The 21,999-nt window shown below is 70.8% G+C and carries 20 protein-coding genes; 12 read left to right on the top strand and 8 right to left on the bottom strand.

Features of this window, described 5'->3' with window-relative positions; all coding sequences use genetic code 11:
- Positions 1 to 426: 426 nt before the first annotated feature.
- Positions 427 to 1,248, top strand: coding sequence for a MurR/RpiR family transcriptional regulator (locus ACIBVQ_RS06020; RefSeq protein ID WP_362776997.1), 822 nt, complete (start codon positions 427 to 429; stop codon positions 1,246 to 1,248).
- On the opposite strand, the gene ACIBVQ_RS06015 is transcribed toward ACIBVQ_RS06020, so the two are convergent.
- From ACIBVQ_RS06015 to ACIBVQ_RS06005, 3 genes are all read right to left on the bottom strand, one after another.
- Complete coding sequence (locus ACIBVQ_RS06015; protein ID WP_352009573.1) at positions 1,208 to 1,957, bottom strand: ABC transporter permease; 750 nt, start codon at positions 1,955 to 1,957, stop codon at positions 1,208 to 1,210. The genes ACIBVQ_RS06020 and ACIBVQ_RS06015 overlap by 41 nt on opposite strands.
- Before the next feature lie 35 nt (positions 1,958 to 1,992).
- Entirely contained in the window at positions 1,993 to 2,949 is a 957-nt protein-coding gene (locus tag ACIBVQ_RS06010; protein WP_386192914.1) for an ATP-binding cassette domain-containing protein, read from the bottom strand.
- A gap of 107 nt (positions 2,950 to 3,056) precedes the next feature.
- Positions 3,057 to 3,587: a PadR family transcriptional regulator gene (locus tag ACIBVQ_RS06005; protein ID WP_352009571.1), complete on the bottom strand. Its 531-nt coding sequence runs from the start codon at positions 3,585 to 3,587 to the stop codon at positions 3,057 to 3,059.
- 57 nt (positions 3,588 to 3,644) lie between these two features.
- On the opposite strand from ACIBVQ_RS06005, the gene ACIBVQ_RS06000 reads away from it, so the two are divergent.
- From ACIBVQ_RS06000 to ACIBVQ_RS05985, 4 genes are all read left to right on the top strand, one after another.
- Positions 3,645 to 3,971 carry a hypothetical protein gene (locus tag ACIBVQ_RS06000; RefSeq protein WP_352009570.1) on the top strand — a complete coding sequence of 109 codons (327 nt, stop codon included), beginning with the start codon at positions 3,645 to 3,647 and terminating at the stop codon, positions 3,969 to 3,971.
- Between the two features lie 10 nt (positions 3,972 to 3,981).
- Positions 3,982 to 4,668, top strand: a complete 687-nt coding sequence (locus tag ACIBVQ_RS05995) for an SDR family oxidoreductase (RefSeq protein ID WP_399175940.1) — start codon at positions 3,982 to 3,984, stop codon at positions 4,666 to 4,668.
- Positions 4,669 to 4,823: 155 nt separating this feature from the next.
- Complete coding sequence (locus tag ACIBVQ_RS05990) at positions 4,824 to 6,179, top strand: formimidoylglutamate deiminase (RefSeq protein WP_352009568.1); 1,356 nt, start codon at positions 4,824 to 4,826, stop codon at positions 6,177 to 6,179.
- Positions 6,180 to 6,392: 213 nt separating this feature from the next.
- Entirely contained in the window at positions 6,393 to 7,331 is a 939-nt protein-coding gene (locus ACIBVQ_RS05985) for a sigma-70 family RNA polymerase sigma factor (RefSeq protein WP_352009567.1), read from the top strand.
- Positions 7,332 to 7,383: 52 nt separating this feature from the next.
- Here ACIBVQ_RS05985 and ACIBVQ_RS05980 read toward each other — a convergent pair whose 3' ends face one another.
- Positions 7,384 to 8,301: a helix-turn-helix transcriptional regulator gene (locus ACIBVQ_RS05980; RefSeq protein ID WP_362776985.1), complete on the bottom strand. Its 918-nt coding sequence runs from the start codon at positions 8,299 to 8,301 to the stop codon at positions 7,384 to 7,386.
- A gap of 189 nt (positions 8,302 to 8,490) precedes the next feature.
- Positions 8,491 to 9,333 (bottom strand): SAM-dependent methyltransferase, encoded by an 843-nt coding sequence (locus ACIBVQ_RS05975; RefSeq protein ID WP_352009565.1) that lies wholly within the window; start codon positions 9,331 to 9,333, stop codon positions 8,491 to 8,493.
- 437 nt (positions 9,334 to 9,770) lie between these two features.
- On the opposite strand from ACIBVQ_RS05975, the gene ACIBVQ_RS05970 reads away from it, so the two are divergent.
- The 7 genes from ACIBVQ_RS05970 to ACIBVQ_RS05940 all read left to right on the top strand — a co-directional run bounded on the left by ACIBVQ_RS05970 (position 9,771) and on the right by ACIBVQ_RS05940 (position 18,124).
- Entirely contained in the window at positions 9,771 to 11,081 is a 1,311-nt protein-coding gene (locus tag ACIBVQ_RS05970; protein ID WP_399175937.1) for an ammonium transporter, read from the top strand.
- Positions 11,078 to 11,416: a P-II family nitrogen regulator gene (locus tag ACIBVQ_RS05965; protein ID WP_399175935.1), complete on the top strand. Its 339-nt coding sequence runs from the start codon at positions 11,078 to 11,080 to the stop codon at positions 11,414 to 11,416. The genes ACIBVQ_RS05970 and ACIBVQ_RS05965 overlap by 4 nt, the downstream gene beginning before the upstream one ends.
- Positions 11,413 to 13,674 carry a [protein-PII] uridylyltransferase gene (locus tag ACIBVQ_RS05960; RefSeq protein ID WP_352009563.1) on the top strand — a complete coding sequence of 754 codons (2,262 nt, stop codon included), beginning with the start codon at positions 11,413 to 11,415 and terminating at the stop codon, positions 13,672 to 13,674. Before ACIBVQ_RS05965 ends, ACIBVQ_RS05960 begins: the two co-directional genes overlap by 4 nt.
- 133 nt (positions 13,675 to 13,807) lie before the next feature.
- Positions 13,808 to 16,753 carry a nitrate- and nitrite sensing domain-containing protein gene (locus ACIBVQ_RS05955; protein WP_399175933.1) on the top strand — a complete coding sequence of 982 codons (2,946 nt, stop codon included), beginning with the start codon at positions 13,808 to 13,810 and terminating at the stop codon, positions 16,751 to 16,753.
- Complete coding sequence (locus ACIBVQ_RS05950) at positions 16,750 to 17,169, top strand: roadblock/LC7 domain-containing protein (RefSeq protein WP_352009561.1); 420 nt, start codon at positions 16,750 to 16,752, stop codon at positions 17,167 to 17,169. The genes ACIBVQ_RS05955 and ACIBVQ_RS05950 overlap by 4 nt, the downstream gene beginning before the upstream one ends.
- Positions 17,170 to 17,193: 24 nt before the next feature.
- Positions 17,194 to 17,556 carry a DUF742 domain-containing protein gene (locus ACIBVQ_RS05945; protein ID WP_352009560.1) on the top strand — a complete coding sequence of 121 codons (363 nt, stop codon included), beginning with the start codon at positions 17,194 to 17,196 and terminating at the stop codon, positions 17,554 to 17,556.
- Positions 17,537 to 18,124 carry an ATP/GTP-binding protein gene (locus tag ACIBVQ_RS05940; RefSeq protein ID WP_352009559.1) on the top strand — a complete coding sequence of 196 codons (588 nt, stop codon included), beginning with the start codon at positions 17,537 to 17,539 and terminating at the stop codon, positions 18,122 to 18,124. The genes ACIBVQ_RS05945 and ACIBVQ_RS05940 overlap by 20 nt, the downstream gene beginning before the upstream one ends.
- Positions 18,125 to 18,187: 63 nt before the next feature.
- On the opposite strand, the gene ACIBVQ_RS05935 is transcribed toward ACIBVQ_RS05940, so the two are convergent.
- The 3 genes from ACIBVQ_RS05935 to ACIBVQ_RS05925 are packed head-to-tail and all read right to left on the bottom strand — an operon-like array spanning position 18,188 to position 21,965.
- Positions 18,188 to 19,135, bottom strand: a complete 948-nt coding sequence (locus ACIBVQ_RS05935) for an ABC transporter substrate-binding protein (protein WP_352009558.1) — start codon at positions 19,133 to 19,135, stop codon at positions 18,188 to 18,190.
- The gene (locus ACIBVQ_RS05930) at positions 19,132 to 20,091 is read right to left on the bottom strand and encodes an ABC transporter substrate-binding protein (protein WP_399175930.1); all 960 of its coding nucleotides are present in this window, start codon (positions 20,089 to 20,091) and stop codon (positions 19,132 to 19,134) included. The genes ACIBVQ_RS05935 and ACIBVQ_RS05930 overlap by 4 nt, the downstream gene beginning before the upstream one ends.
- On the bottom strand, positions 20,088 to 21,965 hold the full coding sequence (locus tag ACIBVQ_RS05925) for an ABC transporter permease subunit (RefSeq protein ID WP_399175928.1): 1,878 nt from the start codon (positions 21,963 to 21,965) through the stop codon (positions 20,088 to 20,090). The genes ACIBVQ_RS05930 and ACIBVQ_RS05925 overlap by 4 nt, the downstream gene beginning before the upstream one ends.
- Positions 21,966 to 21,999 lie beyond the last annotated feature (34 nt).

The raw sequence follows: 21,999 nt of genomic DNA, 5'->3' as shown, positions 1-21,999 counted from the left end.
TTCGTAAGGCTCCCGCAAATTTACGTGGTGGAGAGGGCGATGGTTCGGGCGCCGGTCTCCTCCGTCGGTTGGCGCCGGAGGAAACCGGGCATCCGCCCTGTGCGAAGCCTCTTCTTCGCTCAGGAGCGCCCCTCGGGACGCTCACCGGGTTCGGCCTCCGGTCCGGTTCGTGCGGGACAGGGCAGGGCACAGGCCGATGTGGCGGTGGTGGAAAGGATGGGGCGTCCCGGCGTGCGGCCTGGGACGCCCCCTTTTTTATGGGTTCACCCCTGCCATGGCGCCTCCGCCGTCATGTCCACCTTTCCGTGAGGTGTATGAACGACACCGGGACGGGAGGGAGATGGAATGCCGGTGGAGGGGCGAGCGGTTGGAGGGGACGTGGGGGAAGGACTCGATCGACTTCTTGAGGGCCGGAGGCTCTCGCCCGTGCAGCGGCGGATCGCGCGCTATCTCAACGACCACCTGGCCGAGGCCGTCTTCCTGTCCAGCGTGGAGCTGGCGGAACGGGCCGGGGTGAGCCAGCCCTCGGTGACCAGGTTCGCCACGTCGCTCGGCTTCGCCGGCTATCCCGAGCTGAGGCAGGCGCTGCGGCCGTTCGTGGTGAGCGAGCGGCCCCTGTCGCGGGCCAACGACCTGCAGACCGCGATCGACGCGGAGATCGAGAACCTGCGGAGTGTGCGCGACCGGCTGGCCGACCCCTCGGTCATCGCCGAACTGGGCGCCGCGCTGGCCGGGTGCGAGCCGCTGCCCGTTCTCGGGCTGCGGGTTTCGAGCGGGCTGGCCACCACGTTCGCCTACTTCGCCCGCAGGATCCACCCCGACGTCCGCCTGCTGACCCACGGCGGCTCCGAGCTGGCCGACGGCCTGGACGCCGCGCGCAGGGCGGGGGCCGCCTGGCTGGTCGCCGTGGTGCTTCCCCGCTATCCGGCCGAGGCCGTACGGGCCCTGCGCGGGGCCAGGGAGCTGGGCCTGCGGACCGCGGTGATCACCGACAGGCGCGACGTGCCGTTCGAGGCAGACGTGATCCTGGACGCCCCGGTCGGTGAACGCCTGGTGTTCGACGCGCACACGGCGCCGCTCGCCCTGGCCATGGTGCTGGTCGAGGCCATGGCGGACGCGGCGCCGCTGCGGACGCAGGCCCGGCTTGAGGAGTACGAGCGGATGATCGACAGGGCCGGGGTCTTCACCGGGAACCGGCCGGGTACGGCTAGCCCGCCAGCTTCCGCAGGGAACGCACGGACCAGGTGAGGGTCAGGGCGCCGAGCACGAGGAAGACGGCGAAGGCCACCGGGATCGTGGTGTCGGTCAGGCGCTCGGCGAACAGCGAGCGCCCGGCCTCGACCGCGTAGTAGAGCGGGTTGAACCTCGCGACGGTCTGCATCCACTGCGGGCCGAGGGAGACCGGCAGCAGCATCCCGGCCAGCAGGGTCAGCGGAAGGGCGAAGAACTGCACGATCTGCGACAGGCCGTTCTCGTCGCGGATGGCCAGCGCCAGGCCGTAGGAGAGACTGGCGGCGAACAGGCCGGTGGTGGCCATGAGCAGCAGCATCAGCAGGGCCGCCGCCGGGCTCAGCCGCAGGCCCATGAGCACGGCGACGCCCATCACCAGCAGCGCCTGGCAGGCGAGCACGAGCATGTCCTTGACGACCCGGCCGAGGATGATCGCGGGCCGCCAGGCCTGGCTGACCGCCAACCGTTCGAGCACGCCGTTGCGGGTCTCGTTGATCATGGCGAAGCCGGTGAAGAGCGAGCCGAACAGCGCGATCATCATCATCGCGCCGGGGGTGAACATCCGCAGCGCCTCACCCATCGTCCCGCCCCGGGTGGTCGTGGTCAGCAGCGGGGCGAACAACAGCAGGTAGAGCACGGGCTGCATGATGCCGATCAGCACCCAGGCCGGATTGCGCAGGATGGCGCGCAGCTCGTGGCCGAAGAACAGTGCGGTGTGCCGGAACATGGGGGGTCCTAACGTTTCGACGGTGGGGGTGGTCGTCAGGCGGCGTCACGCAGGGAACGCCCCGTGTGCCGCAGGAAGACGTCGTCCAGCGTGGCCCGGTCGAGGGAGATGGACCGGATGGCCAGCCCGCCGGCCTCAAGGGCGCGCAGCAGTGACGTCAGGTTGCGCTCGCCGTCGTCGAGGTAGGCCAGCAGCGCGTCGTCCCGCTCCTGGGTCTCCTTGATGTACGGCTGCGCGGCCAGCAGCGGCAGCGCCGCGGCCCGGTCGTCGACCCTGAGGGTGACGACGTCCCCGGAGATCTCCCGCTTGAGTCCCTGCGGGGTGCCCTCGGCCACGACCTGGCCGTTGTCGATGATGACGAGCCGGTCGCACAGGGCGTCGGCCTCGTCCAGGTAGTGGGTGGTCAGCAGCACGCTGGTGCCCTGGTCGCGCAGGGCGCGCACCTCCTGCCACAGGTTGGCGCGGTTCTGCGGGTCGAGGCCGGTCGTCGGCTCGTCGAGGAAGACCAGCGGCGGCCGGTTCACCAGGCCGACCGCCAGCGCGAAGCGCCGCTTCTGGCCGCCGGACAGCGTTTTGAGGGGGCGCCGGGCGATCTCGGTCAGGCTGAAGGCCGCGAGCAGTTCGTCGGCCCGGACGGCCGCCTGCCTGCGGGAGTGGCCCGCCAGGCGCGCGGCCAGCAGGAGGCTGTCGAGGCCGGGGGCGTTGTCGTCCATCCCGCCCGTCTGGCCCACGTACCCGATCCGCTCCCTGACCTTGGCCGCCTGCCGTACCACGTCGTATCCGGCCACGGTGGCCGTTCCCGCGGTCGGGGCGGTGAAGGTGGCGAGCATCCTGACCGTGGTGGTCTTGCCCGCTCCGTTGGGGCCGAGGGCGGCGAAGATCTCGCCCTCGGAGACCGACAGGTCGATGCCTCTGACGGCCTCGACCTGCTCGCTTCCGCCTCGCCCGCGCCTGGTGAAGGTCTTGCGCAGTCCGCGCGCTTCGATGATCATTACACTCCGTTCCGCCGGGTGTCCGGGGGTGACTGGGGGTGGGGAGGCGCTCGCGCGACCTCCCGGGAAAGGCTGGACCCTCTCGCGGTGTGAGGCTCAACCCCTTTTCACGGCAGCTTCCCGTCGCGAACCTTCTCCATGGCCTCTTCGAGCCAGGTGAGCTGGGCCTGGAGCTGGAGGATGTTGAGCCGCAGGCACTCGTCGATGTGCCGGGGGGCGCCGAAGGCCTGCTTGCCGCCGATCGCGCGCTCGGTCATGGAGATCGAGAAGCGCAGCTGCGCGGCCCTGGCCTCCATCGCCGAGGTCAGGTCGGCGGGTGAGAGCCGGTCCATGAAGGTGAGAGCGACCTGGAACGGGTCCACGATCGGCTTGATCTCCCACCAGTGGCTCATCAGGTGCCGGGCGAACTCCGCACGGCCGATCTCGGTGATCCCATAGACGGTCTTGCCTCCCTTTCCCTCCTCGACCCGCTCAAGGAGGCCTTCGTCGGCCATCTTGGCGAGTCCGTGGTAGATCGAGCCGTAGGCCACGTTGGCCCAGTGCTGGGTGCCCATGAGTTCGAGGCGGCGCCGCACCTCGTAACCGTGGAGAGGGCCGTCGAGCAGTACGCCGAGCAGTAGAACACGAGTGGAGGACATGTGCAATTTTTTATTCAAGTTTGAATACGATGTCAATCGTGGGCTACGGTGCCCGGCGTGAGAGAGATCAGACGTGACGACGACGGCGCCCTTCTGGGTTACCTGCGGCCGGTGGGGGACGCCTGGCAGCCGCTGACCGTGTTCGGCTATCCGCTGGGGGAGCCCCGCCCGGACGAGGAGGCGGCCGAGGAGGTCCACCGCTCGGGACTTTCCGTGCTGGGCGAGCCGTGGCTGTTCCTGCAGGAGGGCAGGTGGCACCGGTGCGTCATCCTGGAGGCCGACGAGCGGGAGGTCAGGGTCCGGCCGACGGGCCACGACTACCCGCACGACGTCTACGCGCTCACCCTGGAGCGTCCCGGGCCGGACACCTTCCGCCCCGAGTAGGGTGATCCACATGTCCGAACGTCCCCTGGCACTGGTGACCGGAGCCTCGCGGGGGGTCGGCGCCGCGGTCGCGCGCGCCCTGGCCCCCACCCACGACCTGCTGCTCGGTGGCCGGGACACCGCGGCGCTCGCCGCGCTGTCCGCGGAACTGCCGGGCTCGCGCCCCTGGCCGATCGAGCTGACCGCGGTCACCGAGGCCGACGTCGCCGGGATCGACCGGCTCGACGTGCTGGTGCACAGCGCCGGGATGGCGATCCTGGGGCGGATCGCCACGACGCCCGCCGAGGTCTGGCGGCGCACCCTGGACCTCAACGTGGTCGCGGTCGCCGAACTGACCCGGCTGCTGCTGCCCGCCCTGCGCGCGGCCCAGGGGCGGGTCGTGCTGATCAACTCCGGGGCGGGACTGCGGGCCAACCCGGACTGGGGCCCCTACGCCGCCAGCAAGTTCGCGCTGCGGGCCCTCGCCGACGCGCTCCGCCTTGAGGAGCCCGCCCTGCGGGTCACCTCCGTCTATCCCGGGCGGATCGACACCGACATGCAGCGCGGGGTCCGCGAGCAGGAGGGCGCGGCCTACGAGCCGGACAGATATCTGACGCCCGAGTCGGTCGCGCGGGTCGTGCTCACCGCGGTGAGCGCCACCCCGGACGCCCACGTCACCGAGATCACCGTCCGTCCCAGCGCGGGCCCGGTCAACTGAGCGGTGTCTTGGACGACCCTTTTGCCCTTCATGTGAGCCGTGCGGGGCGCCCGTGAACGACCCTGTTCACATAATGAAGGGTGTTCGCCGCAGCGCGGGGAGACTCCTTCCCGTCCTCGCCAGGAGCGTCCCGGACGCCCGGGCGGGGAGCGTCCGTGCCGGAGACGGCCTACTGGTGTGAGCTGGCCTGGCTGCCACCGGGCGAGGTCGCCTCAGGGGTGCTCGTCACGGTCACGGGCTCACGGATCTCCGAGGTTGCCTCCGGCGTCGCCGTCCCTCCCGCCGGGGCCGTACGGCTGGCCGGGCTGACCCTGCCGGGGCTGGCCAACGCGCACTCCCACGCCTTCCACCGGGCGCTGCGCGGGCTGACACAGCGGGAGAAGGGCAACTTCTGGACCTGGCGTGAGCGGATGTACGGCGTCGCCGCGACCCTGGACCCCGACTCCCACCACAGGCTCGCCACGGCCGTCTTCGCGGAGATGGCGCTGGCCGGGATCACCTGTGTGGGGGAGTTCCACTACCTCCACCACTCACCGGGCGGCGGGCCGTACGGCGATCCGAACGCGATGGGACACGCGCTCGTCGAGGCGGCGCGACGGGCGGGCCTGCGCATCGCGCTGCTGGACACCTGCTATCTGGCCGGTGGCATCGGCGTTCCGCTGACGGGCGCCCAGCTCCGCTTCGGGGACGGCGACTCGGAGCGGTGGGCGGTCCGGGCGGAGGAACTGCTGGGGGCCTACCGGGGGGAACACGACGTCGAGGTCGGGGCAGCGCTCCACTCGGTGCGCGCGGTGCCCGCCGAGCAGATGCCCGTGGTCGGCGCCTTCTCCCACCACCACGCGGTCCCGCTGCACGTCCACGTGTCCGAGCGGCGCGAGGAGAACGCCGCGTGCGTCGAGGCCTACACCGCCAGCCCCGTCCAGCTCCTGGCCGAGCACGACGTCCTGGGACCCCGCACCACGGCCGTGCACGCCGTACATCTGTCCGAGGTGGACGTCGCGCTGCTCGGGCAGTCACGCGCCCACGTCTGCGCGTGCCCGACGACCGAACGGGACCTGGCCGACGGCCTCGGCCCTGTCAGGGCGCTGTTCGACGCGGGGTCGCCCGTCACGCTCGGCTCGGACAGCCAGGCGGTGATCGACCTGTTCGAGGAGGCGCGCGGCGTCGAGCTGAGCGAGCGGCTCGTCACCGAACGGCGCGGCCACTGGACGGCCGCCGAGCTGCTCCAGACCGCGACCGCCGCGGGGCACGCCTCGCTGGGATTCCCCGAGGCGGGCATGCTCGTGCCGGGGGCCTGGGCGGACCTGGTCTCGGTGCGCCTGGACTCGGTCCGCACCGCGGGGGCCTGCCAGGAGGACGCCGTGGAGATCACGGTCTTCGCCGCGACGGCCGCGGACGTCCACTCCGTGGTCTCAGGGGGCCGCCGGGTGGTCGAGGAGGGCAGGCACGTCCTGGGAGACGTGGGCGCCGCGCTCGCCGCGGTGATCGCCGAGGTGCGCGGCGTGGTTTGAGCCCTCCCGGGCGGGGAACCGGGGGACCTCATGGCGCTGTGTCCTGAGACATCCTCCTTGAGGAGGAAATCCAAAACCGTTCTCTCGGCGTACTTTTTTGGGGAATCTTTGCCCTGGTCCGGGCGTTGTTGAGGCAAGCGGCATGTTCGCGCGCCCGGGGTCTCGATTGAGCGCGCGGGCCTGCCATAAGCAGGCGGAACGAGGTGCCATCTGATGGCAAGGCCGACGGGGAATCGGACGCAGGATCAGCACGTCTCTGATCGAGACCTGCTTGGGACATACCTGGCTGAGATCGGAAGGGTCCCCCTGCTCACGGCGGAGGAGGAGGTCGAGCTCGCCAAGCGGATCGAGGCCGGTCTCTTCGCCGAGCAACTGCTCGACGGCGGGTTGCGGGAACCGCGTATCGCGGACGCCGCCGACGAGGAGCTCGAAAGACTGGCTGTTTCCGGGCAGCGGGCCAAGGATGAGTTCATTCAGGCCAACCTACGTCTTGTGGTGGCGGTGGCGCGCAAGTACTCAGGGCGTGGAATGCCGTTGATCGATCTGGTCCAGGAGGGGAACCTGGGGCTGGTCAGGGCGGTTGAGAAGTTCGACTACCGGCGCGGTTACAAGTTCTCGACGTACGCGACGTGGTGGATCCGCCAGTCCGTCGGCAGGGCGATCCACGAGCAGGCCAGGCCGGTGCGGCTGCCGACCCACGCGGGCGAGCAGATGACCAGGCTGATGCGTGTCAGGCGCGACATGCTGGCCGAGTTCGACCAGGAGCCGACGGACGCCGACCTGGCCGAGGTGCTCGAACTGCCGATCGAGAGGGTGCGCGAGCTGCGCCGCTGGGCCTCCGACCCGGTCTCCCTGCAGCTCGGCGTGGGCGACGAGGACGAGACCGAACTCGGCGACATGATCGCCGACGAGACGTGGGCCGACCCCGAGCAGCAGGCCATGGACATCCTGGAGCGCGAGCGCCTTGAGGAGTGGCTGACCGGCCTTGAGGGACAGACCCGTGAGATGCTCCGCTGGCGCTACGGCCTGATCGACGGCCGTGAGCACACGCTGACCGAGGTCGGCGAGCGCTACGGCATCGGCCGTGACCGCGCCCGCCGCATCGAGCGCGACGCCCTGGCCAGGCTGCGGAAGATGGCGATGGCGGCCTGAACCCCTACGATCCGGTACGGCCTCGGGGAGCCGTACCGGATCGGGTCCGGGGTCAGCGTCCGGGGAGTTCCTCGATGAAGCGGTGAAGAATGTCCCGCGTCATGAGCGCCGGTTCCGCCTGGACGACCAGCTGGTTCATGACGTGCCAGAAGCGCTGCACGTCACTCGGCCTGTCGGGGCAGGCGGCCCCGATGAGCTGCCTGAGATAGACGACGTCGGGAAGCTGCTGCTCGGGCATGCGCAGGATGGTGACGGGCCCGCCGCACGCGGCGTGGCCGCCCGCGCTGAACGGCAGGACCTGGACGGTGACGTGGTTGAGCCCGGTGACGGCGACCAGGTGTTCCAGCTGGGCGCGCATCACCGCCGTGCCGCCGACCGGACGGCGTAGCGCCGCCTCGTCGATGACGGTCCACAGCCTCGGGGCGTTGGGCCGGTGCAGGATCCGCTGCCGCCTCATGCGCAGCTCGACCCGACGTTCGCACTCGGCGCTCGTGGCGTCCTGGTGGGCGAGCCGGATGGCGGCGCGGGCGTAGTCCTCGGTCTGCAGCAGCTCGGGGATGAGCTGGACCTCGTAACCGCGGATGACGTCGGCGGCCTGTTCCAGACCGAGATAGGCGTCGAACCAGCTCGGCACCAGATCGCTGTAGGGGTGCCACCAACCGCGCCGGCTGGCCTGTTTGGCCATCGCCAGCAGCGTGGCTCGTTCCGCCTCGTCGGTGAGGCCGTAGAGGGTGAGAAGGTCGGCCACGTCGCGCTGCTTGAAGCCGGTGCGTCCCAGCTCCAGGCGGCTGATCTTGGAGCGCGAGGCCCGGATCGTCTCGCCCGCCTCCTCAAGGCTGATGTTGCTGACCTCCCGCAGCCTGCGGAGCCGGACGCCCAGCAGCATCCGCAGGACGGTGGGTCCGCTCCCTGCGGGGGAGTCGTCCGTGGTCCGGCCGTCGGGCCGGTCCTTCACGGTCTCGATGTTCATGTTCAGTCACTTTCTGGCGACGGTCGCCGACGTCGGACCGCGGCGCGCCGGTCTCGGGAACACCGGAGCACGGCGACCGTCCACCGTCCCGCGCGGGAGATCCCGTACGGGGGCGGGGTGGTCACCGTGTGTCCGGGAGAGGCCACCGCGGACCGTCACGGCGCGGTCCGCGCGAGGTGTGGTGGAGACCTACCTCTTACGGGCGACGCCGCCCAGCGCGTCCACGTCGGCGACCGGGTCGAGGAGAGGTACCTCGGGCCGCCAGTGTGTGATCGGGACGACACCGGGTTCCAGGAGGTCGAGGCCGTCGAAGAAGCCGGCGAGTTCCTCCGGGCTGCGCAGGTGGTAGGGGGCCGCGCCGCTGTCGTTGTACTGCTGCGTGGCCGCGAAGTTCTCCGCGTTGGTGTCGACGCTGTCGTTGAAGGCGAGGAAGCTGCCCGAGGGCAGGGCGTCCATGAGCCGTCTCACGATGGCGTGCGCCTCGCCGGTGTCGCGGACGTGCCCGGTGATCTGCATCAGCACGAGCGCGACGGGCCGGGTGAGGTCCAGCGTCTTGGCCGCGGCGGCCAGGATCGTGTCCGGGTCGTACAGGTCGGCATTGATATAGGTGGTCATGCCCTGGGGGGTGCTGGTGAGCAGCGCGCCCGCGTGCACCAGGACGAGGGGGTCGTTGTCGACGTAGACGATGCGGGAGTCCGGGGCCACCCGCTGGGCCACCTCGTGGGTGTTGTCGACGGTCGGCAGGCCCGTGCCGATGTCGAGGAACTGGCGGATCCCCTCCTCGCCGGCCAGGTGCCGGATCGCGCGGGCGAGGAAGTGCCGGGACGCGCGGGCGAGCCCGGCGATACCGGGGAAGACCTCGGCGAACTGCTCGCCGGCCTCGCGGTCGACCGGGTAGTTGTCCTTGCCGCCCAGCCAGTAGTTCCAGATCCGGGCCGAGTGCGGGACGGTGGTGTCGATTTCTGGCTTCTGCTGGGAAAGCTTCCATTCGGAAGGATTCTGCGGGGAGGAAGGTGAATCATCACGTTTCACCACAGGGGGAGGTCTCCTGTCGTACGCGTATTCCGCTGTCGTCACACACGATAAGGTCGGCGATCCCGTTCGTAGTCAGTTATTGATGATCTTGTCGATATTTGCTGACGTTCGTCCGTTTTGTGAGTAAGGGGCTGGTGTCACCGTCCCGGCCTGTGGCGATGTGTCGGGGCATTCTCTTTCGTGGCCTTTCGTGGGAAAACCAACCTGTCCGGCGGCTGGTTTGGGATGGATCGCGGCCTTCGGGGACTCTGTCCGAAACGTGGCTGAAACACCGTGTCGTGGAGTTTCACAGATCCGAAACACATCGTGCGGCGCCGTGAAACCACCGGGGAACACGCTGGGGCGCATCGTCAGTGCGCACGGTCGACGGAGCCCGGAGGCGTTCACTGCGACCTGAGACAGGCACGCGCCATTCGTAAGGAGGGTCGCTTCGAATGAAGATCGACAGCGGCACCACTGCCTGGATGCTCACGGCCACCGCGCTGGTGTTGCTGATGACTCCGGGGCTCGCACTTTTCTACGGCGGCATGACCAGGGCCAAGAGCGTCCTGAACATGATGATGATGTCGTTCGCGAGCATCGTCACCGTCACCGTCGCCTGGGTGCTCTACGGGCACTCACTGGCCTTCACCGAGAACGGCAACGGGATCGTCAACGCCTTCGTCGGCGGGCTGGACGCCCTGGGGCTGCAGAGCCTGGTGGGCACGGCGACCAAGGCCGACGGCACCGGGATGCCGAGCCTGGTCTACTCCGCCTTCCAGCTCACCTTCGCGGTGATCACCGTCGCCCTGATCAGCGGCGCCGTCGCCGACCGCGCCAGGTTCGGCGCGTGGGTGCTGTTCACCGCGGTCTGGGCGAGCGTGGTCTACCTCCCGGTCGCCCACTGGGTCTGGGGCGGCGGCTGGCTGTTCGACCTGGGCGTGGAGGACTTCGCGGGCGGCACGGTCGTCCACATCAACGCCGGGGCCGCGGCGCTCGCGCTGACCCTCGTGCTCGGCAGGCGCGTCGGCTGGCGCAGGGAGCCGATGCGCCCGCACAACCTGCCCCTGGTGCTGCTCGGCGCGGGCCTGCTGTGGTTCGGCTGGTTCGGCTTCAACGCGGGCTCGGAACTGGCCGTCGACGGGACCGCGGGGCTGGCGTTCATGAACACCCAGATCGCCGCCGCCGTCGGCGCGGGCGCCTGGCTGGTCGTGGAGAAGGCGCGCGACGGCCACGCGACCAGCCTGGGCGTCGCCTCGGGCGCGGTCGCGGGCCTGGTCGCGATCACCCCGGCGTGCGGTTTCGTCGACCCCTGGGGCGCGGTCGTCATCGGCGCCGTCGCGGGCGCGGTCTGCGCCAGTGCCGTGGGCCTGAAGTACCGCCTCGGCTTCGACGACGCACTCGACGTGGTCGGCGTCCACATGGTCGGCGGCGTGCTCGGCGCGGTCTCGCTCGGCTTCCTGGCCGCCTACCCCCTCCTCGGCCAGCAGGGCAAGGGACTGCTGTACGGCGGCGGCCTCGGGCAACTGGGACTGCAACTGCTGGGCCCGGTCGTGGTCGCGGCCTACTCGTTCGCCGTCACCTGGGTCATCGCCAAGATCATCGACAGGACCGTGGGGTTCAGGATCGGCGCCGACGACGAGGTCACCGGAATCGACATCACCTCCCACGCCGAGACCGGCTACGACCTGGGCACCGTGCACGCCTCCGGCGTCACGGTCAGGACCCCGGCGGCCAGTGGCACCGCGAAGAAGGTGGACGCATGAGACTCATCACCGCCGTCATCAAGCCCTTCAAGCTCGACGACGTGAAGGCCGCGCTGGAACAGTTCGGCATCAGGGGCATGACGGTCAGTGAGGCCAGCGGGTACGGCCGCCAGCGTGGCCACACCGAGGTCTACCGGGGCGCGGAGTACCAGGTGGACCTGGTGCCCAAGGTCCGGCTTGAGGTGCTGGCCGAGGAGGACGACGCCGACGACGTCATCGACGTCATCGTCAAGGCGGCGCAGACCGGCAAGATCGGGGACGGCAAGGTCTGGTCCGTCCCCGTGGACACGGTCGTGCGGGTCCGCACCGGGGAACGCGGCCCAGAGGCGTTGTGAACCGGCGTTCCTACGCCGCGGCCCGCAGGGAGCGGACCGCGGAGGTCGACCGCTGGCTGGCCGGACTGCTGAGGAGCGCCCGCGGCGCGCCGTACGGGAAGGACGGCGCGGGGAGCGGGGAACGCGAGCCGTCCGGGATCGCGCTCGTCGCGGTCGGCAGCCTGGGCAGGGGCGAGCAGGCGCCGGGCAGCGACCTCGACCTGGTCCTGCTGCACGACGGCCGGCACGACGTGGCGGCCGTCGCCGACCGGCTCTGGTACCCGATCTGGGACTCGGGCGCGGGCCTGGACCACTCGGTGCGGACGGTCGGGGAGGCCGTCGCGGTCGCCGGAGACGACCTGAAGGCGGCGCTCGGGCTGATCCAGGCCCGGCACGTCGCGGGCGACCCGGAGCTGACCAGGGCGGCCAGGGAGGGCGTGCTGGCCGGGTGGCGGGCCGACGCTCGGCGCAGGCTCGCCGAGCTTCGTGAGGCCGCGGGCCTGCGGGCGGCGGCCCGCGGTGAGCTGGCCTTCCTGCTGGAACCCGACCTCAGGGACGCGCGCGGCGGCATCCGCGACGTGCAGGTCATGCAGGCGGTCGCCGCGGCCTGGGTCGCCTCGGCGCCGGGGCCGAGGGTCAGGCAGGCCCACGAACTGCTGCTGGACGTCCGGCACGCCCTGCACCTGGTGACCGGGCGGGGGAGCGACCGGCTGGTGCTCCAGGAGCAGGAGGCGGTCGCGGGCGTCCTCGGCCTGCTCGACGCCGAGGTGCTGATGCGCGCTCTCGCGGAGGCGGGGCGGACCGTCACGCACGCCTTCGACGCCACCTGGCGCGCCGTCGACCGGCTGGTCGGCGGCCCCGCGCCCAGGGGGCGCCGCCCGCTCGCCGACGGCGTGGTCGAGCAGGGCGGCGAGGTCGTGCTCGCCCGCGACGCGGACCCGCGCGCCGATCCGGTGCTCGTGCTGCGCGCCGCGGCGGCCGCCGCCGAGGCGGGGCTGCCGCTCGCGCAGGCCACGGTGAGCGCGCTCGCCGCCCACTCGCCGCCGCTGCCCGTACCCTGGCCCGCCGAGGCGCGCGACGCCCTGGTCGGGCTGCTCGGCGCGGGACAGGCCGCGGTGCCGGTCTGGGAGGAGCTGGACCAGGCGGGCGTGGTGGTCGGTCTGCTGCCCGACTGGGAGCGTGTACGGCACCGCCCGCAGCGCAACCCCGTGCACCGCCACACCGTGGACCGGCACCTCATCGAGACGGCCGCGGGGGCGGCGTCGTTCACCCGCGAGGTGGCCCGGCCCGACCTGTTGCTCGTCGCCGCGCTGCTGCACGACCTCGGCAAGGGATGGCCCGGGGACCACTCGGTGACCGGGGCGGTCGTGGCTCGGGATATCGGCGCCCGGATGGGACTCTCCGCGCCAGATGTGGAGACCCTGGAGCGGGTGGTCCGTCACCACCTGTTGCTGCCGGAGACCGCGACCCGCCGCGACCTCGACGACCCGGTGACGATCTCCAGGGTGGCCGAGGCGGTCGGATCACGCGAGGTCCTGGAGCTGCTGGCCGCGCTCGCCGTCGCCGACGGCCGCGCCACGGGACCCGCCGCGTGGAACTCCTGGAAGGCGTCCCTGGTCGCCGACCTCGTGCGCCGGGTGCGCTCGGTGCTGTCCGGCACGCCCGTCAGACCGGCCCCGGTGCTCTCGGCGGCCCAGACGTCCCTGGCCAGACACGGTGGCGGCGCCGTACGGGTCAACGGGGGAGCGGTCACCGTCGTCGCCCCGGACAGGGCCGGGCTGCTGTGGAGCGCGGCAGGGGTGCTCGCCGCGCACCGGATGGTCGTCCGCGCCGCCTCGGCCGCCTCCGCGGGGGCGACGGCGGTGATCGAGTTCGCGGTCGTCCCCGAGTACGGCTCGCCGCCCGATCCGGCGACCCTGGAGGCTGACCTGCGGCTCGTTCTCGCCGGACGGCTCGACATCGGGCGGCGCCTGGCCCGCAGGGCCGCTTCGGCCCGGCCGCCCCGGGTGCCGGTCGCGCCACCACGGGTCACTATTGTTGACGACGCGTCCAACACCGCAACCGTGGTGGAGGTGCGCGCACGGGACCGACCGGGACTATTGTGGCGAATCGGCGGGGCTTTTGGAGACTGTGGTCTTGACGTGCGAGCCGCACGTGTAGAGACTCTCGGCGCAGAGGCGGTGGATGTCTTCTACGTTGTCGATAGAGCCGGGCGTCCTCTGACTGACGAGGCCCAGCGGGCACTGGTGCGGGACCAGGTGCTTGCCGCCTTGCGATAACCATAGGAAATCGTTCTCTCGTCACCTTCGTAACGATTGCGTCCGGTTTGTCGGCTTTGTCGATTGCGTCCCGTGACCATGTGGTCTGATGAGGGCCACCTATGTCGTGATGGTGAGAGGTAGAGCGAGAGCGGTGACGACGGCGACAACCGAGGGCGGCGGTACCGCGGCACACAGCCGCGGCAGGCGCTTCGCCGCCCGGTTCGGTTTGCGGAACTGGCGTGTGCGGACGCGCCTCACCGCCCTGATCCTCGTGCCGACCGTGGTGGGCGTGGTGCTCGCCGGAACGCGCGTGGTCGCCTCCATCGACAGCGTGGCCGGATACCAGCGGACCGCCTCGGCGGCCGAGTACTCCGGATCGCTGCGAGAACTGGCGCAGGCCCTCGGTTTGGAACGTGACCGTGTCGCCTGGGCCGCCTTCCAGCCCTCGAACCAGGGCCTGCAGGACGCGGCGGCGGCGCAGGCGAAGACCGTCGACGCCCTGGTCGGCAAGGTCAGGCTCGACCTGCAGAACATCGACGACAGCTACGGCCAGCGCGCCGCGGAGGCGGCCAGGGACGTGGGCTACCAGCTCGCGGGCCTGGGCGAGCTGCGGCAGCTGCCCGGGACGAACCGGGCAGAGCGCTACAGCATCATGATCGCCCCGCTGCTGCAGCTGCACGAGGAACTCACCCTGGTCAGCGACGACCCCGAGATCGTCGGCAACACCCGGGCGCTCAGCGCGCTGGCCCGCGCCAAGGAGGAGGTCTCCCGGCAGCGTTCGCGTCTGCTCGCGGGCTACTACGCCCCCTCGCAGATCACCGCCCAGGAGATCGAGAAGTTCATCGCCTCCAGATCGCGCATGGAGGAGTACAAGGCCGACTTCACCATCGAGGCGAGCGGCGCCAACCGCCAGCTCCTCGTCAAGGCCCTGATGGACGAGAAGGTCTACCGGGCCGAGCTGACCAAGGCCAGGGCGATCGTGCTGGCCAGCGGCTCGCAGTCGCAGGGGCGCCTGCTGACCGACTTCGCCGCCGTCAAGCAGTGGTTCGCCGACAACACCACGATCCTCGACCGGATGGGGAAGGTCGAGACCCAGGTCGCCACGGCCGTGATCACCCGGGCCAGGGAGCTTGAGGACACCGAGCAGCGCAACGCGATCATCGCCTCCGGGCTGATCCTGCTCCTGCTGATGCTGATCCTCGGACTGACCGTCCTCATCGCCCGCTCGATGGTCCTGCCGCTGCGCCGTCTGCGCTCCGAGGCACTGGACGTGGCGGGTTTCAAGCTTCCCGAGGTCGTGCGCAACCTGCGGGTCTCGGGAGACACCAGGGCGCCGGACATCGCCCCGATCTCCGTCGACTCCAAGGACGAGATCGGAGAGGTCGCCAAGGCCTTCGACGAGGTCCACCAGCAGGCCGTACGGCTGGCCGCCGAGGAGTCCGAACTCCGCTCCAACATCAGCGCGATGTTCGTCAACCTCTCCCGCCGCACCCAGACCCTGGTCGAACGGCAGATCTCGCTGATCGACGGCCTGGAGAAGGGCGAGGAGGACGGCGGGCGGCTCGCCGACCTGTTCCGGCTCGACCACCTGGCCACCCGCATGCGCCGCAACTCGGAGAACCTCCTGGTCCTGGCGGGCCACGAGCCCTCCCGCAGGCGCAGCCAGCCGGCCAAGCTCGTCGACGTCGTGCGCGCCTCCCTGTCGGAGGTCGAGGACTACGAGCGGGTCCAGGTCAAGGTGCACCGCACGCTCTCGGTCTCGGGAAGCGCGGCCAACGACGTCGTCCACCTGATCGCCGAGCTGGTGGAGAACGCCATCCAGTTCTCCCCGCGGGCCAGCCAGGTCGTGGTCTCCAGCAGCATGATCGAGGGCGGCGGCGCGCTGCTCGCGGTCAGCGACGCCGGCATCGGCATGACCAACGAGGAGCTGATCGAGACCAACCGGCGCCTGGCGGACCCGCCCGTGGTCGACGTCTCGGTCTCCCGGAGGATGGGCCTGTTCGTGGTCGGCCGCCTGGCCCTGCGCCACGGCGTCCGGGTCCAGCTGCGCCCGCAGGAGTCAGGTGGCCTCATCGCCATGGTCCTGTTCCCCGCCGCGCTCATCGTCGAGACGGTCCAGCCGAGCCAGACCCCGTCGTGGGGCGGGGAGTCGCAGAGCCAGAGCTCCTTCGGGCAGAGTTCCTTCGGGCAGAGCTCGTTCGCGGGCACCTCCCTCAGCCGGACCTCCTTCGGGCACACCTCCCTCGGGCAGGGACATCCCTCGTTCCCGCAGGCGGACCCCTTCAGCTCGGTGTCCTTCCCCGACGAGCACCCCATCCCCGCCGACCAGCCCATCGCCTCGGGCTCGCTCGGCGCCCCGTCCGGCACGGCCTACCCGCTGCCCAAGCGGCCGGTCCCCGGGACGGGCGGCGGCGCGGCGAGCGGCGCCCCCGCCCCGTCGAGCGGCTTCTCCGCCTGGGGGCACAGCTCCCACGACGCGCTCGAAGCCCACGACGACCCGGCGACCGCGTCGATGCCCGCCGTACGGGTCTCCCCGCTCGAACCCGAGCAGGAGGAGTTCCTGCCGATCTTCGCCTCCGTCGAGTCCGCCTGGTTCCGCAGGACCGAGGCGGCCGCCGGGCACGGCGAGACGGCCGACGAACCTCATGAGACCGAGGAACCGGAGGAGGCCGGCCAGACGTCGCAGGCCGTCAGGCAGGCCCTTCCCGGCCCGGAGACACGTGACGACTCACAGGAGGCCGAGGCCGGCGATCCCGGCCAGGCGTCCGAGCCCGTCGCACGACCGCTCAGGCCGCGGACACCCGTCCGCGAGCCGGAGAACTGGGAGGCAGCGGCCGACGCCGGATGGCGGGCCGCCCAGGCGGCCAGCGACCCGGCCCTCGGCGGGATCACCGCCGCGGGCCTGCCCAAGCGCACCCCGAAGGCCAACCTGGTCCCGGGTACGGCCGCGGCCGTACCGTCGACTCCGATGCCGCCCCTCTCGCCCGAGCGGGTCCGCAGCCGCCTGTCGAGTTTCCAGCAGGGGGTACGGCGGGGACGGGCCGAACTCAACGAGGACTCCGCCAGGACCCTGGCGGATAAGGAGGAGGGCTCGTGACGACCCTGAGCCACGAGGCAAGCAGGTTCGACTGGCTGATCACCGAGTTCGTCCGGGGCACTCCAGGGGTGGCGCACGCCGTGTGCGTGTCGGCGGACGGGCTGCGGCTGGCCAGTTCGGAGGGTTTCCCCGACGACAGGGCCGACCAGCTCTCCGCCGTCGCGGCGGGCCTGCTCAGCCTCACCGTCGGGGCGTCCCGCGTCTTCGAGGGCGGGGCCGTGACCCAGACGGTGGTCGAGATGGAGCGCGGGCTGCTGCTGGTCATGGCGATCAGCGACGGTTCGGTGCTCGCCGTCCTCGCCTCCCCCGAGTGTGACATGGGACTGGTCGCCTACCAGATGACCCTGCTGGTCGACCGTGCGGGTCAGGTGCTCACCCCCGCTCTGCGGGCCGAACTACAGGCATCCCGGAGATGACGATGAGGTTCACTGGAGGGGGCCGTGCTCGGGAGTGATGGAAGTGGGGACGAGGAACCCCTGTTCCGTCCCTACACGGTCACCGGCGGTCGCGCCGAGCCGCGCTACCACATGGCGATCGAGACCTTGGTCTCCTCCTCGTTCATCATGGACGAGGAGCTGGCCCTGCTCACCCCCGAGCAGGAGGCCATCATCAGGATGTGCCGGGCGTTCCGGTCGGTCGCCGAGATCTCGGCGCTGCTGAGGGTCCCGCTTGGCGTGGCCCGCGTGCTGGTGGCGGACATGGCGGACGAGGGACTCGTCCGCCTCCACCAGCCGAGCCTCGACAAGGGACAACCGGATCTCAACATGCTCGAAAGGGTTCTCAGTGGACTTCGCAGGCTCTAACCGTGGCGGCCTGACGTCGACGAAGATCGTCGTCGCCGGTGGCTTCGGCGTCGGCAAGACCACGTTCGTGGGTGCCGTCTCCGAGATCCTGCCGCTGACCACGGAGGCGGTGATGACCGACGCCAGCGCCGGCATCGACGACCTCGGCCTCACCCCGAACAAGGCGACGACCACGGTCGCCATGGACTTCGGCAGGCTGTCGCTGGACCAGGAACTGATCCTGTACCTGTTCGGCACGCCGGGCCAGCACCGGTTCTGGTTCATGTGGGACGACCTCGTCAAGGGCGCCATCGGCGCGGTGGTCCTGGTCGACACCCGGCGGCTGGCCGACGGCTTCCCGGCGATCGACTACTTCGAGGAGGCCAAGCTCCCCTTCGTGGTCGGCATCAACGGCTGGGACGGCAGGTTCCTCCACACGGAGGAGGAGGTGCGCGAGGCCCTGGCGCTCGCCCCGCACGTCCCCATCGTGCGCACCGACGCGCGCTCCCGCGACTCCGTCAAGGGCACGCTCATCACACTGGTCGAGCACGTCCTGCGGGTCCGCGCCGCCTACGGCATGCCCGTCTGAGACCTCCGAGCACGGCGCGCGCGGGAGGGCCCCCTCCCGCGCCGCTCTCTCCCGTACGGCCGGTCAGGCGGGGATCCAGTCCTTCCAGACGATCGCGTTCTCCCTGACCCACTTCTCCGCGGCCTTCTCCGGGGTCATGTTCGCGTTGACGATGTCGTCGGCCACCGCGTTCTGGTCGTCGTTGCTCCAGGTGAAGTTGCGCACCAGCTCGTAGGCCCTGCCACCGGTCTCGGCGAACCTCCTGCTCACGACCTTGTCCAGCAGGTAGGGAGGGTAGTCGCAGGCCACCTTCTTGGGGTCGGCGTCGCAGCCGATCGCGTAGGGAGGAAGGTTGACCTTGACCAGCTTGAGCCGGGTGAACAGCCACTGCGGCTCGTAGAAGTACATCAGCAGCGGGGTCCGCCGTTCCGTGGCGACCTCCGCGGCGTTGATCAGAGCCTTCTCGCTTCCCGCGTAGACCACCTTGTAGTCGAGACGGAGATTGCGCACCAGCGCCTCGTCATTGGTGACATAGGAGGGGTCGCCGTCGAGAACCTGCCCGGCGTCACCGGACTTCTTGGTTCTGAACAGCCCGGCGTATTTGTTGAGGTTGCGCCAGTCGGTGATGCCGGGATATCGCTCGGCCATCCACTGGGGCACGTACCACCCGATGACACCCCTGTTGCCGTTGCGCCCGGCGGAGACCGCGACTTTCCTGTCCTCGATATAGGTTTTCTTCTCCGCCTCCCGACCCCAGTTCTCGACGATGACGTCGACCGTCCCCTTTTCCATTCCCTCCCATGACTCGGTCTCGTTGAGCGGCACCTTCCGCACCGTGTAACCGAGCTCCCGTTCCAGCAGCACACCGAGGACGGCGGCGCTGGCCTCGTAGCCGACCCACGGATTGACGGCGATCCGCACGAGGCCGCCGGTCACCGGCCGCCTCTGCTGCGGGGCGGAGCACCCGGGCAGCCACACCAGCAGTACGGCCGCCGCCACGAGGCGGGTCAGCGGATGCGACAGTGCCCTCACTGGGGCATCCAGGAGGACCAGACGGACTCGTTGGCCTTGATCCACTTCTCCGCGGCGGCCTCGGCGCTCAGGCCGTTGTTGACGATGTCGTTCGCGACCGCGTTCTGCGCCTCGTTCGTCCAGGAGAAGTTCCTGACCAGCTGGTAGGCCCGGCCGCCGGTCTCGGCGAACCTCCTGCTCACGACCTTGTCGAGGTCCAGCTCCGCGTAGTCGCAGGCGACCTTCTTGGGGTCGGCGTCGCAGCCTTCGGTGTGCGGGGGCAGGGTGATCCTGACCAGGTCGATCCTGTCGAACAGCCAGTGCGGCTTCCAGAAGTAGAACAGCAGCGGCCTGCGCTGGCGCTGCGCCTGGGTCGCGGACTCGATCAGCGCGGCCTCGCTGCCCGCCACGACGACCTTCAGGTTCAGCCCGAGGTTCTTGATCAGGGCGTCCTCGTTGCTGACGTAGGACGGGTCGCCGAAGAGCAGCTGGCCCTTCCCGCCGGACTCGGAGGTCCTGAACAGGTTCGCGTACCTGTTGAGGTTGCGGTAGTCGGTGATGCCGGGATACTCCTTGGCCATCCAGCCGGGGATGTACCACCCGATGACGCCCTTGTTGCCGGTCGAACCGGCCTCGACGGCGACCTTCCTGTCCTGGATGAAGGTCTTCTTCAGGTCCTCGTGGCCCCAGTTCTCCACGATGACGTCGACGTCGCCCTTCTCGAAGCCCTCCCAGGAGACCTGCTCGGCGAGGTTCTCGCGTTTGACGGTGTAGCCGAGCTTCTTCTCCAGCAGGTGGGAGAGCACCGCCGTACTGGCCTCGTAACCGGCCCACGGGTTGACGGCGATCCGCACGACGGAGTCCGCCGGCGACGGCGCCGCGGCCTGACCCGTCTCGACCCTGGCGCCCGCGCATCCCGCGGCAAGCGCGACGGTGAGGGCGCCGGCGAGCAGACGGATGCTGCGTCCGATCCTCATGAGATCCTCTTCTTTCCGGGAGACCATCGGGGGACCTTCCTGGCGGGGCGCTCCGCGGCGCCCCTGGTGATCCGGTCGAGCGTGACCCCGACCAGAACCGTCGCCACTCCGGCGGCGAGCCCCATGCCGAAGTCGGCACGCCGGGCGAAGCCGGAGACGACGTCGTAGCCGAGCCCGCCCCCGCCGACCAGCCCGCCGACCACGACCATGGCGAGCGTCATGACGACGCCCTGGTTGGCGGCCAGCAGGATCGCCCCGCGGGCCAGGGGCAGGCGGACCTTCCACAGCACCTGCCACTCGGTCGAGCCACAGGATCGGGCGGCCTCGACGGCCGCCGGGGAGACGGCGCCGATCCCGTCCTGGACCAGCCGCGCGACCGGGGGCAGGGCGTAGACCACGCAGGCCAGGACCGCGGTGAACCTGCTCGCGCCGAACAGGGCCAGCGCGGGCAGCAGGTAGACGAACGACGGCATGGTCTGCGCGGCGTCGAGCAGCGGGCGCAGCACGGCGGAGAAGCGGGGGGAGCGGGCCGCGGCGACGCCGAGCGCGAGCCCGGCGGCCAGGGTCAGCGCCGTCCCGGTCAGTACGGTGGTCAGCGTCTCCATGGTGTGCCGCCACAGCCCGAGCGGGGCCGTGGCCAGCAGGCAGCAGACGGCGACGACGGCGTCGCGGGGACCGGCCCGGCGCCAGGCGACCACCAGCACGACCCCGGCGACCAGCCACCAGGGGGAGGAGGTCAGCACCTCCTGCAACGGGTTGAGCAGGGCCTCGGTCACGAGGTTCCTGATCGCGTCCGTGACGCCGTACCAGGAGAACTTCGCCCAGGTCACGGCGTCGTTGACCGGTCCGGCCAGGTGGAGCGTCCAGCCGGGAGGGAACCCGGTGCCCAGCAGCAGGGAGGCGGCGGCGCCGCAGAGCGCCAGGACCGCCGCGGCGAGTACGGCCCGGCGCGGCCGTCCTCCCGGTACGGCGCAGGCGGCGACCGTCCGGTCGAGGACGACGGCCAGCACCACGACGGCCAGACCGGAGGGGAGCATGAGGCCGACGTCGGCCCGGGACAGGCCGGTGACGATGCCCGAGCCGAGGCCGGGGGCCGCGATCAGCGCGGCGATCACCACCATGGACAGCGCCATCATGACGGTCTGGCCGACGGCCAGCGCGATCGTCGCGCGGGCCAGGGGCAGGTGGACCGTGCGCAGCGTCTGCCAGCGGGTCGCGCCGAGCGAGGCCGAGGCCTCGACCGCCGAGGGGGAGACCCGCTCGACGGCCAGCGCCGTGATCCTGATCGCCGGGGGGATCGCGTAGACCGTCGTGGCGGCGACGGCCGCGGCCGGTCCTATCTGGAAGAACAGCACCATCGGCGCCAGGTAGGCGAAGGTCGGCATGATCTGCATCACGTCGAGGACCGGGTCGAGCAGGCGGCGCAGCCGTACCGAGCGGCCTGCCCACACGCCGAGCGGCAGGCCGAGCAGCAGGGAGAGCAGGACCGAGGCGAGCACGAGCGCGAGGGTTTCGGCGCTCTCCGGCCACACACCGAGCACCCCGAACGCGCAGAACCCGGCCAGCACGGTCACCGCGGTCCTCGGCCCACCGGCCAGCCAGCCGATCCCGCCCGCCAGTCCCATGGTCCCGGCCCAGCCGAGCTCCCGCAGGAGCAGGGCGAAGGCGTCGTTCAGGCCGCCGGCCAGCAGGCGCACGTAGTTGACCAGGAACAGGAAGATCGGGCTGGCGTTCCTGTTGGCGTCGACCCAGTCGCGCAGGTCGCCGATGAGGCGGAAGGCCGCCGCGTCCTCGTCGTGCGGCAGCGTCGCGCTTCCCCCGAAGAGCAGGTGGCAGGCCACGACGATCGCCGCGACCGCCACTGCGATCGGCACTGTGGCAGCCACTGTGGCCGCGGCCGTGGCGGTG

This window comes from Streptosporangium sp. NPDC049376, from assembly GCF_044466505.1.
Lineage (GTDB): Bacteria > Actinomycetota > Actinomycetes > Streptosporangiales > Streptosporangiaceae > Streptosporangium.
Note: the sequence above shows the minus strand (reverse complement) of the source record. Positions and strands in the feature narration are given on the sequence as shown.